This window comes from Actinomadura luteofluorescens (assembly GCF_013409365.1).
GTDB lineage: Bacteria > Actinomycetota > Actinomycetes > Streptosporangiales > Streptosporangiaceae > Spirillospora > Spirillospora luteofluorescens.
Genome location: NZ_JACCBA010000001.1, coordinates 390,443 through 404,504, shown reverse-complemented (window position 1 = coordinate 404,504; position 14,062 = coordinate 390,443). Strand labels below are relative to the sequence as shown.

The 14,062-nt window shown below is 73.7% G+C and carries 18 protein-coding genes; 11 read left to right on the top strand and 7 right to left on the bottom strand.

Annotation, left to right across the window (positions count from 1 at the left end; all coding sequences use genetic code 11):
• The first annotated feature begins 2 nt into the window (after positions 1–2).
• Positions 3–2,714 carry a sensor histidine kinase gene (locus BJY14_RS01845; RefSeq protein ID WP_179841970.1) on the top strand — a complete coding sequence of 904 codons (2,712 nt, stop codon included), beginning with the start codon at positions 3–5 and terminating at the stop codon, positions 2,712–2,714.
• A 143-nt stretch (positions 2,715–2,857) separates the two neighbouring features.
• The gene (locus BJY14_RS01840; RefSeq protein WP_179841969.1) at positions 2,858–3,067 is read left to right on the top strand and encodes a hypothetical protein; all 210 of its coding nucleotides are present in this window, start codon (positions 2,858–2,860) and stop codon (positions 3,065–3,067) included.
• A gap of 3 nt (positions 3,068–3,070) precedes the next feature.
• Here BJY14_RS01840 and BJY14_RS01835 read toward each other — a convergent pair whose 3' ends face one another.
• Positions 3,071–4,321, bottom strand: coding sequence for an MFS transporter (locus BJY14_RS01835; protein WP_179841968.1), 1,251 nt, complete (start codon positions 4,319–4,321; stop codon positions 3,071–3,073).
• A gap of 135 nt (positions 4,322–4,456) precedes the next feature.
• On the opposite strand from BJY14_RS01835, the gene BJY14_RS01830 reads away from it, so the two are divergent.
• The 3 genes from BJY14_RS01830 to BJY14_RS01820 all read left to right on the top strand — a co-directional run bounded on the left by BJY14_RS01830 (position 4,457) and on the right by BJY14_RS01820 (position 6,107).
• The gene (locus BJY14_RS01830) at positions 4,457–4,699 is read left to right on the top strand and encodes a globin domain-containing protein (RefSeq protein WP_179841967.1); all 243 of its coding nucleotides are present in this window, start codon (positions 4,457–4,459) and stop codon (positions 4,697–4,699) included.
• 81 nt (positions 4,700–4,780) lie between these two features.
• The gene (locus BJY14_RS01825; protein WP_179841966.1) at positions 4,781–5,347 is read left to right on the top strand and encodes a TetR/AcrR family transcriptional regulator; all 567 of its coding nucleotides are present in this window, start codon (positions 4,781–4,783) and stop codon (positions 5,345–5,347) included.
• 16 nt (positions 5,348–5,363) lie between these two features.
• Positions 5,364–6,107 carry a cupin domain-containing protein gene (locus BJY14_RS01820; protein ID WP_179841965.1) on the top strand — a complete coding sequence of 248 codons (744 nt, stop codon included), beginning with the start codon at positions 5,364–5,366 and terminating at the stop codon, positions 6,105–6,107.
• Between the two features lie 14 nt (positions 6,108–6,121).
• Here BJY14_RS01820 and BJY14_RS01815 read toward each other — a convergent pair whose 3' ends face one another.
• Positions 6,122–6,511 carry a DUF302 domain-containing protein gene (locus BJY14_RS01815; protein ID WP_179841964.1) on the bottom strand — a complete coding sequence of 130 codons (390 nt, stop codon included), beginning with the start codon at positions 6,509–6,511 and terminating at the stop codon, positions 6,122–6,124.
• Positions 6,512–6,679: 168 nt separating this feature from the next.
• Here BJY14_RS01815 and BJY14_RS01810 point away from each other — a divergent pair, with 168 nt between their 5' ends.
• Both BJY14_RS01810 and BJY14_RS01805 read left to right on the top strand, forming a co-directional pair.
• Complete coding sequence (locus tag BJY14_RS01810) at positions 6,680–7,048, top strand: thioredoxin family protein (RefSeq protein ID WP_179841963.1); 369 nt, start codon at positions 6,680–6,682, stop codon at positions 7,046–7,048.
• 11 nt (positions 7,049–7,059) lie between these two features.
• Complete coding sequence (locus BJY14_RS01805; RefSeq protein ID WP_179841962.1) at positions 7,060–7,332, top strand: metal-sensitive transcriptional regulator; 273 nt, start codon at positions 7,060–7,062, stop codon at positions 7,330–7,332.
• Between the two features lie 36 nt (positions 7,333–7,368).
• Here the strand turns inward: BJY14_RS01805 and BJY14_RS01800 are convergent, their stop codons facing one another.
• Positions 7,369–8,043: a pentapeptide repeat-containing protein gene (locus BJY14_RS01800; RefSeq protein ID WP_179841961.1), complete on the bottom strand. Its 675-nt coding sequence runs from the start codon at positions 8,041–8,043 to the stop codon at positions 7,369–7,371.
• Positions 8,044–8,278: 235 nt separating this feature from the next.
• Here BJY14_RS01800 and BJY14_RS01795 point away from each other — a divergent pair, with 235 nt between their 5' ends.
• Positions 8,279–9,028: a ZIP family metal transporter gene (locus BJY14_RS01795; RefSeq protein ID WP_179841960.1), complete on the top strand. Its 750-nt coding sequence runs from the start codon at positions 8,279–8,281 to the stop codon at positions 9,026–9,028.
• 114 nt (positions 9,029–9,142) lie between these two features.
• On the opposite strand, the gene BJY14_RS01790 is transcribed toward BJY14_RS01795, so the two are convergent.
• Positions 9,143–10,024, bottom strand: a complete 882-nt coding sequence (locus tag BJY14_RS01790) for a class I SAM-dependent methyltransferase (protein WP_179841959.1) — start codon at positions 10,022–10,024, stop codon at positions 9,143–9,145.
• A gap of 52 nt (positions 10,025–10,076) precedes the next feature.
• Between BJY14_RS01790 and BJY14_RS01785 the strand changes: the two genes are divergently transcribed.
• Positions 10,077–10,475 (top strand): VOC family protein, encoded by a 399-nt coding sequence (locus BJY14_RS01785; protein WP_218904997.1) that lies wholly within the window; start codon positions 10,077–10,079, stop codon positions 10,473–10,475.
• Between the two features lie 12 nt (positions 10,476–10,487).
• Here BJY14_RS01785 and BJY14_RS01780 read toward each other — a convergent pair whose 3' ends face one another.
• On the bottom strand, positions 10,488–10,982 hold the full coding sequence (locus tag BJY14_RS01780) for a MarR family winged helix-turn-helix transcriptional regulator (protein WP_179841958.1): 495 nt from the start codon (positions 10,980–10,982) through the stop codon (positions 10,488–10,490).
• Between the two features lie 96 nt (positions 10,983–11,078).
• On the opposite strand from BJY14_RS01780, the gene BJY14_RS01775 reads away from it, so the two are divergent.
• Together BJY14_RS01775 and BJY14_RS01770 are read left to right on the top strand one after the other, a co-directional pair.
• A complete protein-coding gene (locus BJY14_RS01775) occupies positions 11,079–13,202 on the top strand; it encodes an MMPL family transporter (RefSeq protein ID WP_179841957.1) in 2,124 nt (707 codons plus the stop codon).
• Positions 13,203–13,208: 6 nt separating this feature from the next.
• Positions 13,209–13,358, top strand: coding sequence for a hypothetical protein (locus tag BJY14_RS01770; protein WP_179841956.1), 150 nt, complete (start codon positions 13,209–13,211; stop codon positions 13,356–13,358).
• A 16-nt stretch (positions 13,359–13,374) separates the two neighbouring features.
• Here the strand turns inward: BJY14_RS01770 and BJY14_RS01765 are convergent, their stop codons facing one another.
• Together BJY14_RS01765 and BJY14_RS01760 are read right to left on the bottom strand one after the other, a co-directional pair.
• A complete protein-coding gene (locus tag BJY14_RS01765; protein WP_312878906.1) occupies positions 13,375–13,773 on the bottom strand; it encodes an ester cyclase in 399 nt (132 codons plus the stop codon).
• 40 nt (positions 13,774–13,813) lie between these two features.
• On the bottom strand, positions 13,814–13,978 hold the full coding sequence (locus tag BJY14_RS01760; protein WP_179841954.1) for a hypothetical protein: 165 nt from the start codon (positions 13,976–13,978) through the stop codon (positions 13,814–13,816).
• Positions 13,979–14,062: the final 84 nt, after the last annotated feature.

The window sequence follows — 14,062 nt, the reverse complement described above, 5'->3', positions numbered from 1 at the left end:
CGATGGGGCGTGGCAGGCTGCGCGTCTACCTGGGCTCGGCGCCCGGCGTGGGCAAGACCTACGCGATGCTCGCCGAAGGCGGCCGCCGCGCCGGGCGCGGAACCGACGTGGTGGCCGGCTTCGTGGAGACCCACGGCCGGCCCCGCACCGCCGCGCTGCTGGAGGGGCTGGAGATCGTCCCGCGCGCGACCGTCTCCTACCGCGGCGCCGACTTCACCGAGATGGACACCGACGCCGTCATCGCCCGGCGCCCGCAGGTCGCGCTCATCGACGAGCTGGCCCACACCAACGTGCCCGGATCCCGCCACGCCAAGCGCTGGCAGGACATCGAGCGGATCCTGGACGCCGGCATCGACGTCGTCACCAACGTCAACATCCAGCACCTGGAGTCGGTGAACGACGTCGTCGAGCAGATCACCGGCGTGCCGCAGCGCGAGACCGTCCCGGACGAGGTCGTCCGCCGCGCCGACCAGGTCGAACTCGTCGACATGACGCCCGAGGCGCTGCGCCGCAGGATGGCCCACGGCAACATCTACCCGCCCGAGAGGATCGACGCCGCGCTCGGCAACTACTTCCGGGCCGGCAACCTCATCGCCCTGCGCGAGCTGGCGCTGCTGTGGCTGGCCGACAAGGTCGACGACCAGCTCGACCGCTACCGCGCCGACCACGGCATCGCCGGGACGTGGGAGGCGCGCGAACGCGTCGTCGTCGCGCTCACAGGCGGACCGGAGGGCGACACCCTGGTCCGCCGCGCCGCCCGTATCGCCGACCGCACCAAGGGCGCCGACCTGCTGGCCGTCCACGTCGCCCGCAGCGACGGGCTGGCCGGCGTGAGCCCGGCGAACCTGACCCGGCAGCGCGCCCTGGTGGAGAGCCTCGGCGGCAGCTACCACCAGGTCGTCGGCGCGAACGTGCCGGACGCGCTGCTGGACTTCGCCAGGGGCGTCAACGCCACGCAGCTCGTCCTCGGCGCGTCCCGGCGCGGAAAGATCGCGCAGCTGTTCTCGCCGGGCGTCGGCGTCCTGACGACGGCGCGGTCCGGCACCATCGACGTGCACCTCGTCACGCACGAGGAGATCGGGCAGGGGCGCCGCTGGAGGGCGCTGCGGGCGGCGGGGCTCCCGGCCGTCCGCCGCGGCGCCGGGTTCGCGCTCGCCGCGGCCGGGCTGCCGCTGCTGACCGTCCTGCTGGTGCAGATGCGCCGGCAGGTGCCGCTGGCCAGCGACATCCTGCTCTTCCAGGCCGCGGTGGTCGGGGTGGCGCTGCTGGGCGGGCTGTATCCCGCGCTGTTCGCCGCGATCGGCGGTTCCCTGCTGCTGAACTACTTCTTCACCCCGCCGACCGGGGAGTTCACCGTCGCCCGGCCCGAGGGGCTGCTCCAGCTCGCCGTCTTCGTGGTGGTCGGCGTGACGGTCAGCACGATCGTGGACGTCACCGCCCGCCGCGGCAGAGAGGCGGCCGGGGCCCGCGCCGACGCGGAGGTGCTGTCCACCCTCGCGGGCGACATCCTGCGCGGCGAGCACGGCGCGGTGACCGCGCGAGGGCGTCCCTACGACGCGCTCGGCGGCATCCTCGAACGGCTCCGCGAGACCTACGCGCTCACCACCGTCACGCTGCTGGAGCGCGACCCCGACGCACCGGTGACCCCCGACAGCCTCCGCGACCCGGACTGCTGGGACGTCGTCGCCAGCACCGGCGGCGAGCCCTGCACCAGCCCGGACGCGGGGGAGTCCGGCATCCTCGTCGAGGACGGCGCGCTGTCCCTCGTCCTGCGGGGACGGACCCTGCCCGCCTCGGACCGCCGCGTCCTGGAGGCGTTCGCCGCCCAGGCCGCCGTCGCGCTGCACCACCGGCGGCTCGCCGAGACGGCGCGCCAGGTCCGGCCGCTGGAGGCCGCCGAGGAGATGCGCACCGCGCTTCTCACCACCGTCAGCCGCGACCTGCGCGCCCCGCTCGCCTCCGCCAGGGCCGCCGTCGAGAGCCTGCGCGGCCCCGGCGCGGCCCGGACCGGCGAGCGCCACGACGCGCTGGCCGCCACGGCCGCCGACTCCCTGGCCCGGCTCGACCACCTGGTGGCCGACCTGCTGGACATGAGCCGCCTGCAGTCGGGCTCGCTCGGCATGTCCCCGCGCCGGGTCGCGGCCGAGGACGCCGTCCCCCGCGCCGTCGGCGAGAACGACCGGGAGGCCGTCGAGCTCCGCATCCCCGAGGGCCTGCCCGCGATGGTCGCCGACCCCGCCCTGCTGAGACGCGTCCTGGCCAACGTCATCGCCAACGCCGTCCGCTTCAACCCGCCGGGCGCTCCCGTCCTCGTCACCGCCAGCGCTCTCGGCGACCGCCTGGAGATCCGCGTCATCGACCGCGGGCCCGGCATCCGGCCCGCCGCCCGCGACCGACTCTTCCCGCCGCTCCAGCGCCTCGGCGGCCGGGACGACGAGGCCGGCGTCGACCTGGCCCTCGCCCGCGGCCTGGCCGAGGCCATGGACGGCGATCTCACCGCCGAGGAGACGCCGGGCGGCGGCCTGACCATGGTCCTCACCATGCCGACCCGCCCGCCGCGGCCGTCCGCGGCGGCGCCCGCGGCCGCGGCGGGGGACGTCCCGGAGTCCGACCTCGCCGACCCGCTGATCATCGACCGGGTCGCCGCCTGGCGCGACCGCATCGGCCACGGCAAGGACCGCCCGCCCCCACCGGAGCGCCCCCGGCGGGACTGACCGGCGCCGCCACTACAGGGCGGGGCCCCGCCGAATTGGTGGTCGTACCGGATGGCCAGGCGGCCGCGCAGCGGTCATGGTGGAGGAACAGGTCGCCGTCGAGGTGCCGGCCCGCGTGCCGGCCGGCAGGGGAGGACTCATGGTTGAGGGCCGTGGCCCTGATCTCGGTGTCCGATCCCGCCCGCCACGCGCTGCGGCCGGCGCCGGAGGCGGCGGCGATCAGCGTCCTCGCGGAGGGCCGCCTGCGCCGCCACGTGGCGGAGCGGCACCTGAACGAGCTGGGCGACCTGCTCCCGGGCCGGACGAAAACCCTGGCCGCCGACCTGGACGCCGCCGTCGCCGAGTGGGCCTGAAGGTCACCGCGCTGGAGGTCGTCCGGGCCGACGTCCCCCTCCCGGCCCTGCGGCGCTGGCTGACCGGCGAGGCCGCCCGCTGACCACGGCCACCACCATGACGACCGCGGTGGCTCCGCCCAGCGTCATGATCGTCGATGGGGAGGTGCGGTCCATGACGGCTCCGCCGACCAGGGCGCCGGTCGACAGCGTCGCCTGGAACGAGGCCGTGAACAGCACGGACGCCGCCTCCGGGGCGTGCGGGGCCGCTCTGGCGAACCAGGCCTGCGAACAGACCGGGACGGCGCCGTAGCCGACGCCCCACAGAACGAGCAGTGCGATGGCGCCCACGTCCCATCGCCCCAGAAGAGGGAGCGCCAGGGTGGCGAAGGCGATCAGACCTCCGGCCGCGCCGAAGGTGGCGTGCGGATGGCGGGCCAGAGCCGTGCCTGCCAGGAAGTTCCCCAGGATGCCCGCGGCACCGTAGGTCAGCAGGAACACCGTGATCAGCCCTGGGGGCACATGCGTCACCCGTTCCAGGAAGGGCGTGACGTAGGTGTAGGCGCCGAAGTGCGCGAGGACGACCAGGACGGTCACCAGGAGCGCGTGCCGGGTGCCGCGGCTCCGCATCATGCCGCGCAGCGCTGTGAGGCGGGCGGTCCCCTCCGCGGGCAGCGGGGGGACGAGCACGGCGAGCGCGATGAGCACCGCCACGGACAGCAGGCCCATGACCGCGAAGCTGGTCCGCCAGCCCGCGAGGTCGCCGATCAGCGTCCCCAGCGGCACGCCGAGGACCGATCCCAGCGGGACGGCCGAGAAGACGACCGCCGTCGCCCGGCGCGCCGACCGTGCGGGGACGAGCCGGCCGGCGAGGCCCGCGCCGATCGACCAGAAGCCGCCGATGACCACTCCGACGAGGACGCGTGAGACGAGCACCGCCCAGTACGCCGGGGCGGCCGCGGCGATGAAGTTCGCCGCCGCCAGCAGGAACATGCAGGCGCACAGCATGAGCCGCCGGTCGATCCGCGCCGTCGCGACGGTGACCGCGGGCGCGGCGGCCGCCGCCAGGTAGCCGGGCATGGTCATCATCAGCCCGGCCGTCCCGTCGGAGACGGTGAAGCCGGAGCCGATGGACGTCAGCAGCCCGATCGGGAGGATCTCGGTGGTGACGATCACGAAGATCCCCATCATCACCGAGAGCACCGCCGGCCAGTGGTGCGGGCCCGGCCGGGCCGAGGTGGGAGGGCCGTCGGCCGAAGCGGTCACGGTTGGCATCGGGTTCCGTCCTGTGAGGGGAGTGGTCGCGTCCGCCCACTCAACAGGGGGCGCCGGCCCAGGTCTGGCGGGTTCACGACGTCATGGTCCGCAAGTTTATTGGCGAATCGCCAATAAATGTCCGGGGCCGGCGCCATGAGCATCTACGAGTCGATCGGCGGACCGGCCGTCTACCGGGGCGGCGCGATGAAGGACGTCCACCTCGGCCCCGGGATCGAGCGCTTCCACTTCGATCGGGTCGCCGGGCACCTGACGGCCTCGCTCGCCGCCGCCGGCGTGCCGGAGGCGACCATCGCCGAGATCGCCGCCGTGGTGATGCCGCTGGCCGACGACATCGTCTCCGGCCGATCCACGCGCAAGGCGGTCGGGGCGGACTGAGGGGCCCTCCTGGACGTCGGCGACGCCTGGCCGCCCGCGCGGAACACCGGGTCTGTACCTATTGGTATGTACACTCGTGGCATGAGTGCGCGGGAACGGCTGGTGGAGAGTGCGCGGGAGCTTCTCTGGGAGCGCGGGTACGTGGGGACCAGCCCCAAGACGATCCAGCAGCGGGCCGAGGCCGGCCAGGGCAGCATGTACCACCATTTCGCGGGCAAGGAGGAACTCGCCCGCGCCGCCATCGACCGCACCGCCGAGGAGATGCGCGCCGCCGTCGACGCGCAGTTGTCCGGGCCGGGGGCGGCCGTCGAACGCATCGCCGCCTACCTGCGCAGGGAGCGGGACGTCCTGCGGGGCTGCCCCGTCGGAAGGCTCACGCAGGACCCCGACGTCATCGGCACGCCCGCGCTGCGCGAGCCCGTCGAAGAGACCTTCGCCTGGCTGCGCGCCCGGCTCGCGGCGGTGGTCCAAGAGGGGGTGGAGCGCGGAGAGCTGGAGCCTTCGGTGGACCCCGCCTCCACCGCGGCCGCGATCGTCGCCACGCTTCAGGGCGGTTACGTCCTCGCTCGCGCGGCCGGCGCCCCGGAACCCTTCGACCAGGCGATCGCAGGAATCCTCGCGCTGCTGAACGCGCGCACCGTCAGCTGACCATCGGAGAAACGGCATGCAGATATCCCACGGACCCCTCGGTGGCGCCGCCGCCCCGTCCGCGTGGTTCACCGGTGACGCCTGGATCGCGCCGGTGGCCGAAGCCGGGGGAGGGGCGGGCGCACAGGTCGACAGCGTCCGCTTCGCGCCTGGAAGCCGCACCGTGTGGCACCGGCATCCGCTCGGGCAGGTGCTGGTCGTCACCGAAGGCACCGGGCGCGTCCAGCGTCGCGGCGGGCCGGTCGAGACCATCCGCGCCGGAGACACCGTGCACATCGCGCCCGGTGAATGGCACTGGCACGGCGCCACTCCCGACCGTCCCATGACGCATCTGGCCATCGAGCCGGTGCCGGACGACGGGACTTCCGCCGAGGCCGGGGGGCCGGTCGGCGACGAGGAGTACCACGGGGGCCGACCGGAGGACGTCCCGCCGATCACCCGCACGGTGCTGCTCGACCAGCCGCTGTCGCCACCCCGCGGCACGCACCGGGTCGAGGTCCGCCGCATCGCCATCGCGCCCCGCCAGGCGGCCGGGCTGCACGTGCACAACGGACCGGTCTTCGGCAGCATCGAGACCGGGTCGGCCGTCTACCAGATCGAGGGCGAACCGGCGGTCGTCCTCGGCCCCGGCGACGTGTTCCACGAGCCCGAGGGCGCCCGCGTCGCACGCTTCGACGCCGAGGCGGACGGTGTGACGTTCCTCGGCTACTTCCTGCTCGGCGCCGGTGAGGCCGCCGAGATCGAGTTCCCCGGCCGCTGAGCGCGGTGGCGGGGTCAGGCGTCCAGCCGCCGCAACGCGGCGGCGAGCCGCTCCGCCGCCTCGTCGGCGACGGGTCCGAGGTCGCGGCGGTCGCTGACCGACACCATGACCTGCGGGTCCAGCGCCTCCACGACGGTCTCCTCACCGTCGGCGCGCACGACGACGTTGCAGGGCAGCAGCAGGCCGATCCGCCGGTCGACGCCGAGTGCCCGGTGCGCGAGCCGCGGGTTGCAGGCTCCCAGGATGAGGTAGTCCTCCATCGTCTCGCCGAGCTTCTCGCGCAGGGTGGCCCGCACGTCGATCTCGGTCAGCACGCCGAAGCCCTGGTCCTTCAGGACCGCGCGCACCTGCTCGACGGTCTCGCCGAACGGCCGGTGCAGCCGGACGCTGATCGCGTAACCCATGATGCTCCCCCTCAGAGGTGCCTTCCCCGACGGACCTCAGCTGACGCATCGGGGGCCAAGCCATACCCCTACCCGTATACAACGGAGTGGTATTGACCCTGGAATACGCCTTCTCAGGTGCGGGTTCTCATACCCGTAGGGGTATCCGCCGCAGGATGGGAGGCCGTGATGGCGACGACAGAGCTGACGCGCGAGAACTTCGACGAGGTCCTCGACGGCAACGACATGATCCTCATCGACTTCTGGGCGAGCTGGTGCGGGCCGTGCCGCTTCTTCGGCCCGGTGTACGAGCGGGTGTCCGGGCGCCACGACGGCATCATGTTCGGCAAGGTCGACACCGAGGCCCAGCCGGAGCTGGCGGGCGCGTTCGGCATCACCTCGATCCCCACCCTGATGATCATTCGGGAGAACGTGGTGCTGTACGCCCAGCCGGGCGCGCTCCCCGAGCAGGAGCTGGAGAAGCTGATCGACGGCGCCCGCGCGGTCGACCTGGACGACGTGCGGCGCCAGGCCGCCGAGCGCGAGCGCAGCGCGTGAGGGGGAGCGGGATGGAGCTGGACAGGGACGCGCTCGACGACGTCGCGCTGCGGCTGAGGCGGGCGCAGGGCCAGATCGGCGGCGTCATCAGGATGATCGAGGAGGGACGGGACTGCGCCGAGCTGGTCACCCAGCTGGCCGCCGTCTCCCGGGCCCTGGACCGGGCCGGCTTCAAGATCATCGCGACCGGGCTGGAGCGGTGCGCCGTCCCGGAGAGGGCGGGCACCGCGCAGGCCGCCGCGGACCGCGCGCTGCTGGAGAAGCTGTTCCTCACGCTCGCATGAGACCGGCCCGCCGGTCGGGGCCCTCCCGGCGGCCGGTCAGTCCTCGATGGTGATGCCGAGCTCCGCGGCGAACGCGTCCAGCAGGCTCATCGCGTCGCCGCTCGCGACGATCGCCCCCTGGAAGGAGCTCAGGCCGGCGACGCCGCGCAGGTCGCAGCCGCGGAACCGGACGGATCTCATCTTCGCCCCGGAGAACTGGGCGCCGCCGAGCCGGCAGTTCTCGAACCGGACGTCGGTCATCTCGGCGGACTGGAACGTGGCCTCGGCCAGGTTGCAGTCGCGGAAGACGACGTCCCGCAGGCGTGCGTACCTGAAGCCGGTGAGGTCGGCGCGGCACCCCTCGACCAGCACGTCCCGCAGACCGCTCTCGGCGAGCCGCATCCCCGTCATCCGCGCGTTCATGATCCGCACGTTGAACATCCGCGAGTTGAACGCCCGCAGGTTCGCCAGGTCGGCGTCGCCGAACGCGCAGTCGGCGAACCCGGCCCGATGCAGGACCAGCTCGGAGAAGACGGTCCGGGTGAAGCGGCAGCGCTCGAACTCGACGTCCTCGACGCCGTCCGGGTCGTCCATGGACAGGGTGTCCGCGCCGTAGTCCAGCGAAAGGTACTTGCCGTCGTGCCGGACGTGCCGCTCGACCTTCCCGGCGGGCGTGAGCCCGCAGGGGATCTGGGGAGGCTTGGGCTCTCTCACCGGGGAAGAGGCGGGCATGCGGCCGACCCTACTAGCAGGCGGCCCGCGGCCCGCATCGTCATGAAGCGGGACGGGGGAGGCGCCGGGCGCCGGTATAGGGTGCCCGCGTGCGGATCTCCCAGTACGCGTACTTCACCGTGAAATCGACGCAGATGTCGCCAGCCGAACTGGACGTCGACGAGTACGCCCACGGGTAGTCGCCGCGGCGGCCCATCGGCCGTCGGCGTGAGGGCCGTGGCCGGAAGGGAGTGCCGTGCAGGGAGCGTTGCAGGCCGGAGGATGGGGCCTGCTGGCCGGGTCGGCGCTGGTGATGGGGGCCCTGGCCGGATTCCTCGTGCCCGTCCCGGCCCGGATCGTGGCGAGCGTGATGGCGTTCGGCAGCGGTGTCCTGGTGTCGGCGGTGTCGTTCGACCTGATCGCCGAGGCGAACGAGCGGGGCGGGCTGACCCCGACGGCGATCGGGGCGGTGACCGGCGCGGTGCTCTACGCCGGCGCCAACGCCCTCCTGGCCTGGAGGGGCGCCCGGCACCGCAAGCGCTCGGGCGGGCAGCAGCCGTCGGAGGAGCAGCGGCCCGGATCGGGGAGCGCCATCGCGCTGGGCGCGCTGCTGGACGGCGTGCCCGAGTCCATCGTGATCGGCACGAGCCTGCTGGGCGGCGGCGCGGTCAGCCTCGTCACCGTGGTCGCGGTGTTCATCAGCAACGTCCCCGAGGGACTCTCCAGCGCCTCGGGGATGCGCCGCGCGGGGCGCGGCCGCGGCTACGTCTTCGGGCTGTGGAGCGGGATCGCGCTGATCAGCGCCCTGGCGGCGATCACGGGCCACACGGTGCTCGGCGACGCCCCGGACGACGTCCTGGCCGGCATCACCGCGCTGGCCGGCGGGGCCATCCTCACCATGATCGCCGACACGATGATCCCCGAGGCCTACGAGGACACCCACCTGCTCACCGGTCTGATCATGGTCGTGGGGTTCCTGGCGGCGTTCGCCCTGTCCCACGCCTGACCGGCGGGCGGGCCCCGCCTCGTTGACCGGCGGTGTCGGGAGGCGGGGCCCATGCCGGCGGGCCACGCGACCGGCCCGCCGACACCTCCTTCAGCGCCACGGGCGGTCCTCGCGTCACCCGGCCCGGCGGTCGGCCACCAGGACGCGGCCGGATCCGAGAGACCGCCGGCTGCGGACGGGCAGCGCGAGCGCCCCGGCCAGGGAGAGCAGGTCGGTGTCGCCGACCACCGCGAAGCCCTGCCCGGTCAGCAGCTCGCGCATCGCCGCCGGCGTCCAGGCGGACCTCCAGGGTTCGTGCGCCATCGGGTCGGGCCGCCGGGACAGCCGCCTCATCGCGCGGGCCAGCAGCCGGCCGAGCGAGGCGGCCGGCGACGGTGACTGGTAGTTGACCACGAGGCGGCTCCCCGGCGCGGAGGCCCCCGCGAGGTCCCGCACCGTGGCCGCCACCTCGGCGCGGGTCAGGTAGGGGACCACACCCTCCCAGATCCAGGTGGTCGGCAGGTCGGCCCGATGGCCGGCCGCCTTCAGGGAGTCGTCGAGCCTGTCGGCCGTGAAGTCGACGGGTACGAAGGCGACCTTCCCGGCGGGCGACGAGAGGCCCGCGGCGCGCTGCCGCTTGTCCTCCTGGGAACGGGGGTGGTCGACCTCGAACACGGCGGCCCCGGCCAGCTCGGGCATCCGCCAGGCCCGTCCGTCCAGGCCGGCGCCCAGGATCACGACCTGCGGGCTGGTGCGCTCCCTGACGGCATCGTCGATGGCGACCGTGCGCGGCACCAGGCCTTCGGCCGTCGCCCGCAGGAACTCGTACTCCATCCGGGGCCCCCAGCCTTCGGGGGGCCTTCCCGAGCGGACCCGCTCGACGGCGGCCAGCTCGTCGGGTCGCAGAAGCGCCGACGCGGTGGGATCGGCGAACCGGTCGGGGGCCAGGCGGCCGTGGGCCACGGCCCGGGCCTGGCACACGAGCACGGCGGTGCGGCTGCCCTCCGTCTTGTCCATGCCGGACGTCCCTCCGTTGCTCGGCCGCGCGACCGCGGCGCACCGTACCCTCATGATGGTGCGGCTCGATCTCATCACGATCGTCGTGGACGACTACGACGACGCCATCGCGTTCTTCACCGGCGCCCTCGGGTTCGACCTGGTGGAGGACTCGCCTTCGCTCACCAACGACGGCCGTCCCAAGCGGTGGGTGGTCGTCCGGCCGCCGGGCGCCGAGACGGGCGTCCTGCTCGCCCGCGCGGACGGCCCGCGCCAGGCCGCCGTGGTCGGGAACCAGGCCGCCGGGCGCGTGGGGTTCTTCCTGCGGGTGGAGGACTTCGACGCCGCTCACGCACGCATGACGGCCGCGGGCGTCGAGTTCGTCTCCCCGCCCCGCACCGAACCCTACGGACGCCTCGCCGTCTTCCTCGATCTGGCCGGCAACCGCTGGGACCTGCTCGGCCCCGCCTAGCGCGTCGCCGCCCTAACGGCCGGAATCGCGGGTGCGCAGGGCCGACAGTTCCTCGTTCATCGCGCGCAGGAAGCGCAGGACGAGGCGCAGTTCCTCCTCGGTGAAGCCGGCCCGCGCCGCCTCGGTGCTCTCCGCCAGCGGGCGGAAGTACGCGCGGCCCATGGTCATCGCGGACGGCTCGTAGCGCAGATGGACGACCCGCCGGTCGGCGGGGTCGCGCGTCCGGGTGATGTGGCCGAGCCGTTCGAGGCGGTCGAGGCAGGCGGTGACCGCGCCGGAGGTGACGTTCAGCTCCTCGCGCAGCCGCCCCGGGGTCATCGGCCGGCCGGGGGTGCGCAGCGGCGCGTCCATGATCGTGACCAGGGCCTGGACGTCGGTGGGATGCAGGCCGCTCGCATGGGCGAACTCGTGCGCGATCCGGTTGAACTCGGCGTTCATCCGGCGCAGCTCGACGGCGAACGACCGGAGGCCGGCGGGGCCCTCCGTCTCCTCCGCTCCCTCGGCCATGCCGATCAGATTACATTAACTCAATCATTGAGATAGTTAATGAGTGAGGTATTTGTGGGTATGGCCGCGGCAGGTCGAACTCGCTGGGAGGAACCGATGCCGACACCCTCACGCCCCGTCCGCTGGGCGATACCAGCAGTTCTGCTCCTGATATGGCTGGCGATCGGCGGTGCCTTCGGCCCCTATGCCGGGAAGCTCGGCGAGGTCTCCACCAACGACCAGGCGGCCTTCCTGCCGCGCAGCGCCGAGTCCACCCAGGTCCTGCGGGAGCAGCAGGCCTTCGCCGAGAAGGAGACCGTGCCCGCCATCGTCGTGTGGACGGTGAACGGCCGGGTCTCCGACGCCCAGCGCGACGCGGCGACCCGTGCGCTCGCCGGCCTGCGCGGCGCGCCCGGCACCCTCGGGACGCCGTCCCCGGCCCTCCGCTCGGACGACGGCCGGGCGCTCGAGGGCGTCGTCCCGCTCAGGCCCGACCTCGGAGACGAACTGCCGGCCGTGCTGGACCGGGTCCGTGCGTCCGCCGAGACCGTTCCCGGGACGAAGGCGCAGATCAGCGGGCCGGCCGCCACCCAGGCGGACCTGTCGGACGCCTTCGCCGGCATCGACGGGCTGCTGCTTGGCGTCGCGCTCGTCACCGTCCTGGTCATCCTGCTGCTGGTCTACCGCGGCTTCCTGCTCCCGCTCGTGATCATCCTCGGGGCGGTGTTCGCGCTGGGCCTGGCGTGCGCGGTGGTCTACGCGCTGGCCAAAGCCGACGTCGTCCGGGTCGACGGCCAGGTCCAGGGCATCCTGTCGATCCTGGTCATCGGCGCCGCCACGGACTACGCGCTGCTGCTGGCGGCCCGCTTCCGGGAGGAGACGGCCGCGGGCCGGGACCGCTTCGCCGCCGGGTGGGCGGCGGTGCGCGGATCGTTCGGCGCGATCGTCGCCAGCGGCGCCACCGTCGCGCTCGGCCTGCTCGCGCTGCTGCTCAGCAACCTCACCAACAACCGCGCCCTCGGGCCGGTCGGCGCGATCGGCATCGCCTGCGCCGTCCTCAGCGCGCTGACGTTCCTCCCGGCGGTCCTCGTCGTGCTCGGACGGGCCGCGTTCTGGCCCGCGAGGCCGAGGCCCCCGGCCGAGGGCGCCCACGGGGGAAGGGGCCTGTGGGCCCGCGTCGCCCGCCTGGTCGACCTGCACCCGCGCCGCGTCGTCGCCGCGACGGGCATCGCCCTCATCGCCTGCGCCGCGTTCGCCCCGGGGCTGCGCGCCCACGGCGTCCCGCTGGACGAGACGTTCATCAACGACGCGCCCTCGGTCGCCGCGCAGCGGACGCTCTCCGAGCACTTCCCCGGCGGCTCCGGCCAGCCGGCGGTCATCATCGCCAACGCGGCGCAGGTCAAGGCCGTGACCGATGCCGCGGCACGCACCGACGGCGTCGCGGGCGCCGCGCCCGCCGGCGCGTCCGGCCGCCCGGGCGGCCCGCCGAAGGTCGTGGACGGGCGGGTCCGGATCGACGCGACGCTGAAGGCGGCCGCCGACAGCGACGCCGCGAAGGCCGCCCTCAAGCGCCTGCGCACCGCGGTGCACGGCGTCCCCGGGGCGGACGCGAAGGTCGGGGGCTACACCGCCCAGCAGGTCGACACCCAGGACACCGCCGCCCACGACCGGACCGTCATCATCCCGGTCGTCCTGGCGATCATCCTGGTCATCCTGGTGGTGCTGCTGCGCTCGCTGCCGCTGCCCGTCCTGCTCATCGCGACCGTCGCGCTGAACTACGTCGCCACGCTCGGCGTCGCGGCCCTGGTGTTCCGCCATCTGTTCGGCTTCACCGGCCTGGACGCCTCCGTTCCGCTCTACGGGTTCGTGTTCCTGGTCGCGCTCGGCGTCGACTACAACATCTTCCTCATGTCACGGGTGCGGGAGGAGACGCGGCGCTGGGGCGTGCGGGAGGGCGTGCTCCGCGGCCTGACGGCGACCGGCGGCGTCATCACCTCGGCGGGGGTCGTCCTGGCCGCCACGTTCGCCGCCCTGGTCGTCATCCCGCTGTCGTTCCTGGCGCAGATCGCGTTCATCGTCGCGTTCGGCGTGCTGCTGGACACGCTCGTCGTGCGGTCCCTGCTGGTCCCGGCGCTCGTCCGGATGATCGGCCCCAAGGTATGGTGGCCCGCCCGCTTCTCCCACGACCCGCAGGACGCCGGAAACGCCGAGGCCGTCCCCTCCACCCCGGGGGACAGGTGACGAGGCATGGGCAACACCTTCGAAGCCCTGGGGACGTCCGAGGGTGACCTGTACCTGTCCAATGGCCACCTGGAGCGCTGCCCGGAGCACGGCATCTACCAGGGCATGCTGGGCTGCCGCCTCTGCGACCCGACCCTCCAGCCCCTGCCCGAGTAACGAGTTCGGGGGAGACTCACTCGGTCCCGAGCGCGCGGTCGAGGGCCCGGACGTCGGAGATCACCCAGTACTCCGCGAACCGGCCGCCTTCGGCGCGCAGGACGTCGTGGCCTTCGAAGGAGACGTCCGTGCCCTCCGGGGCGGTCGCTCCCGGCACGCCGCCCTTGTACCGTCCGCCGAACGTCCAACGGGCGGCGACCTGGTCCCCGTCCACGATCGGGCCCACGTCCAGCGTCACCGTGACGCCCTCGAAAGGCGCGTGGCCCTGCCGCAGGACGTCGATCAGCTCGTCGGCGCCGTGCACGTCATGCCCCGGCCAGTGCCCGACGAAGTCCGGCGTGACCAGGTCGCGGGCGAGCCCGAAGTCCCCGGCCCACATCTCCAGCAGCCACCGCTCGTACAACGCGCCGATCACAAGGTCCTCCCGTCGCATCCGTGCCGGTCGCCCGCGCGCCTCAGGACTCGGAGAAGTCGTCGCGCGACAGGCCCTTCTCCGCCATCTTGTCCTCGAGCTCGGCGCCCAGTTCGGTGCGCACGTCCGGTCGCGGCTCCCGGTCCTCGCCGGGCTCCGCCCGGTCGGTGTTCTCGGTCTTCGGAGCGTTCTCCTCCGGCGTGGTCAACTCCGCCCCCTCGGTGTCGGATCAGTCGCCGGATCCTCCGGCCACCGCATACGGCTACCCGGCCACACCCGGCTCTAACGACCA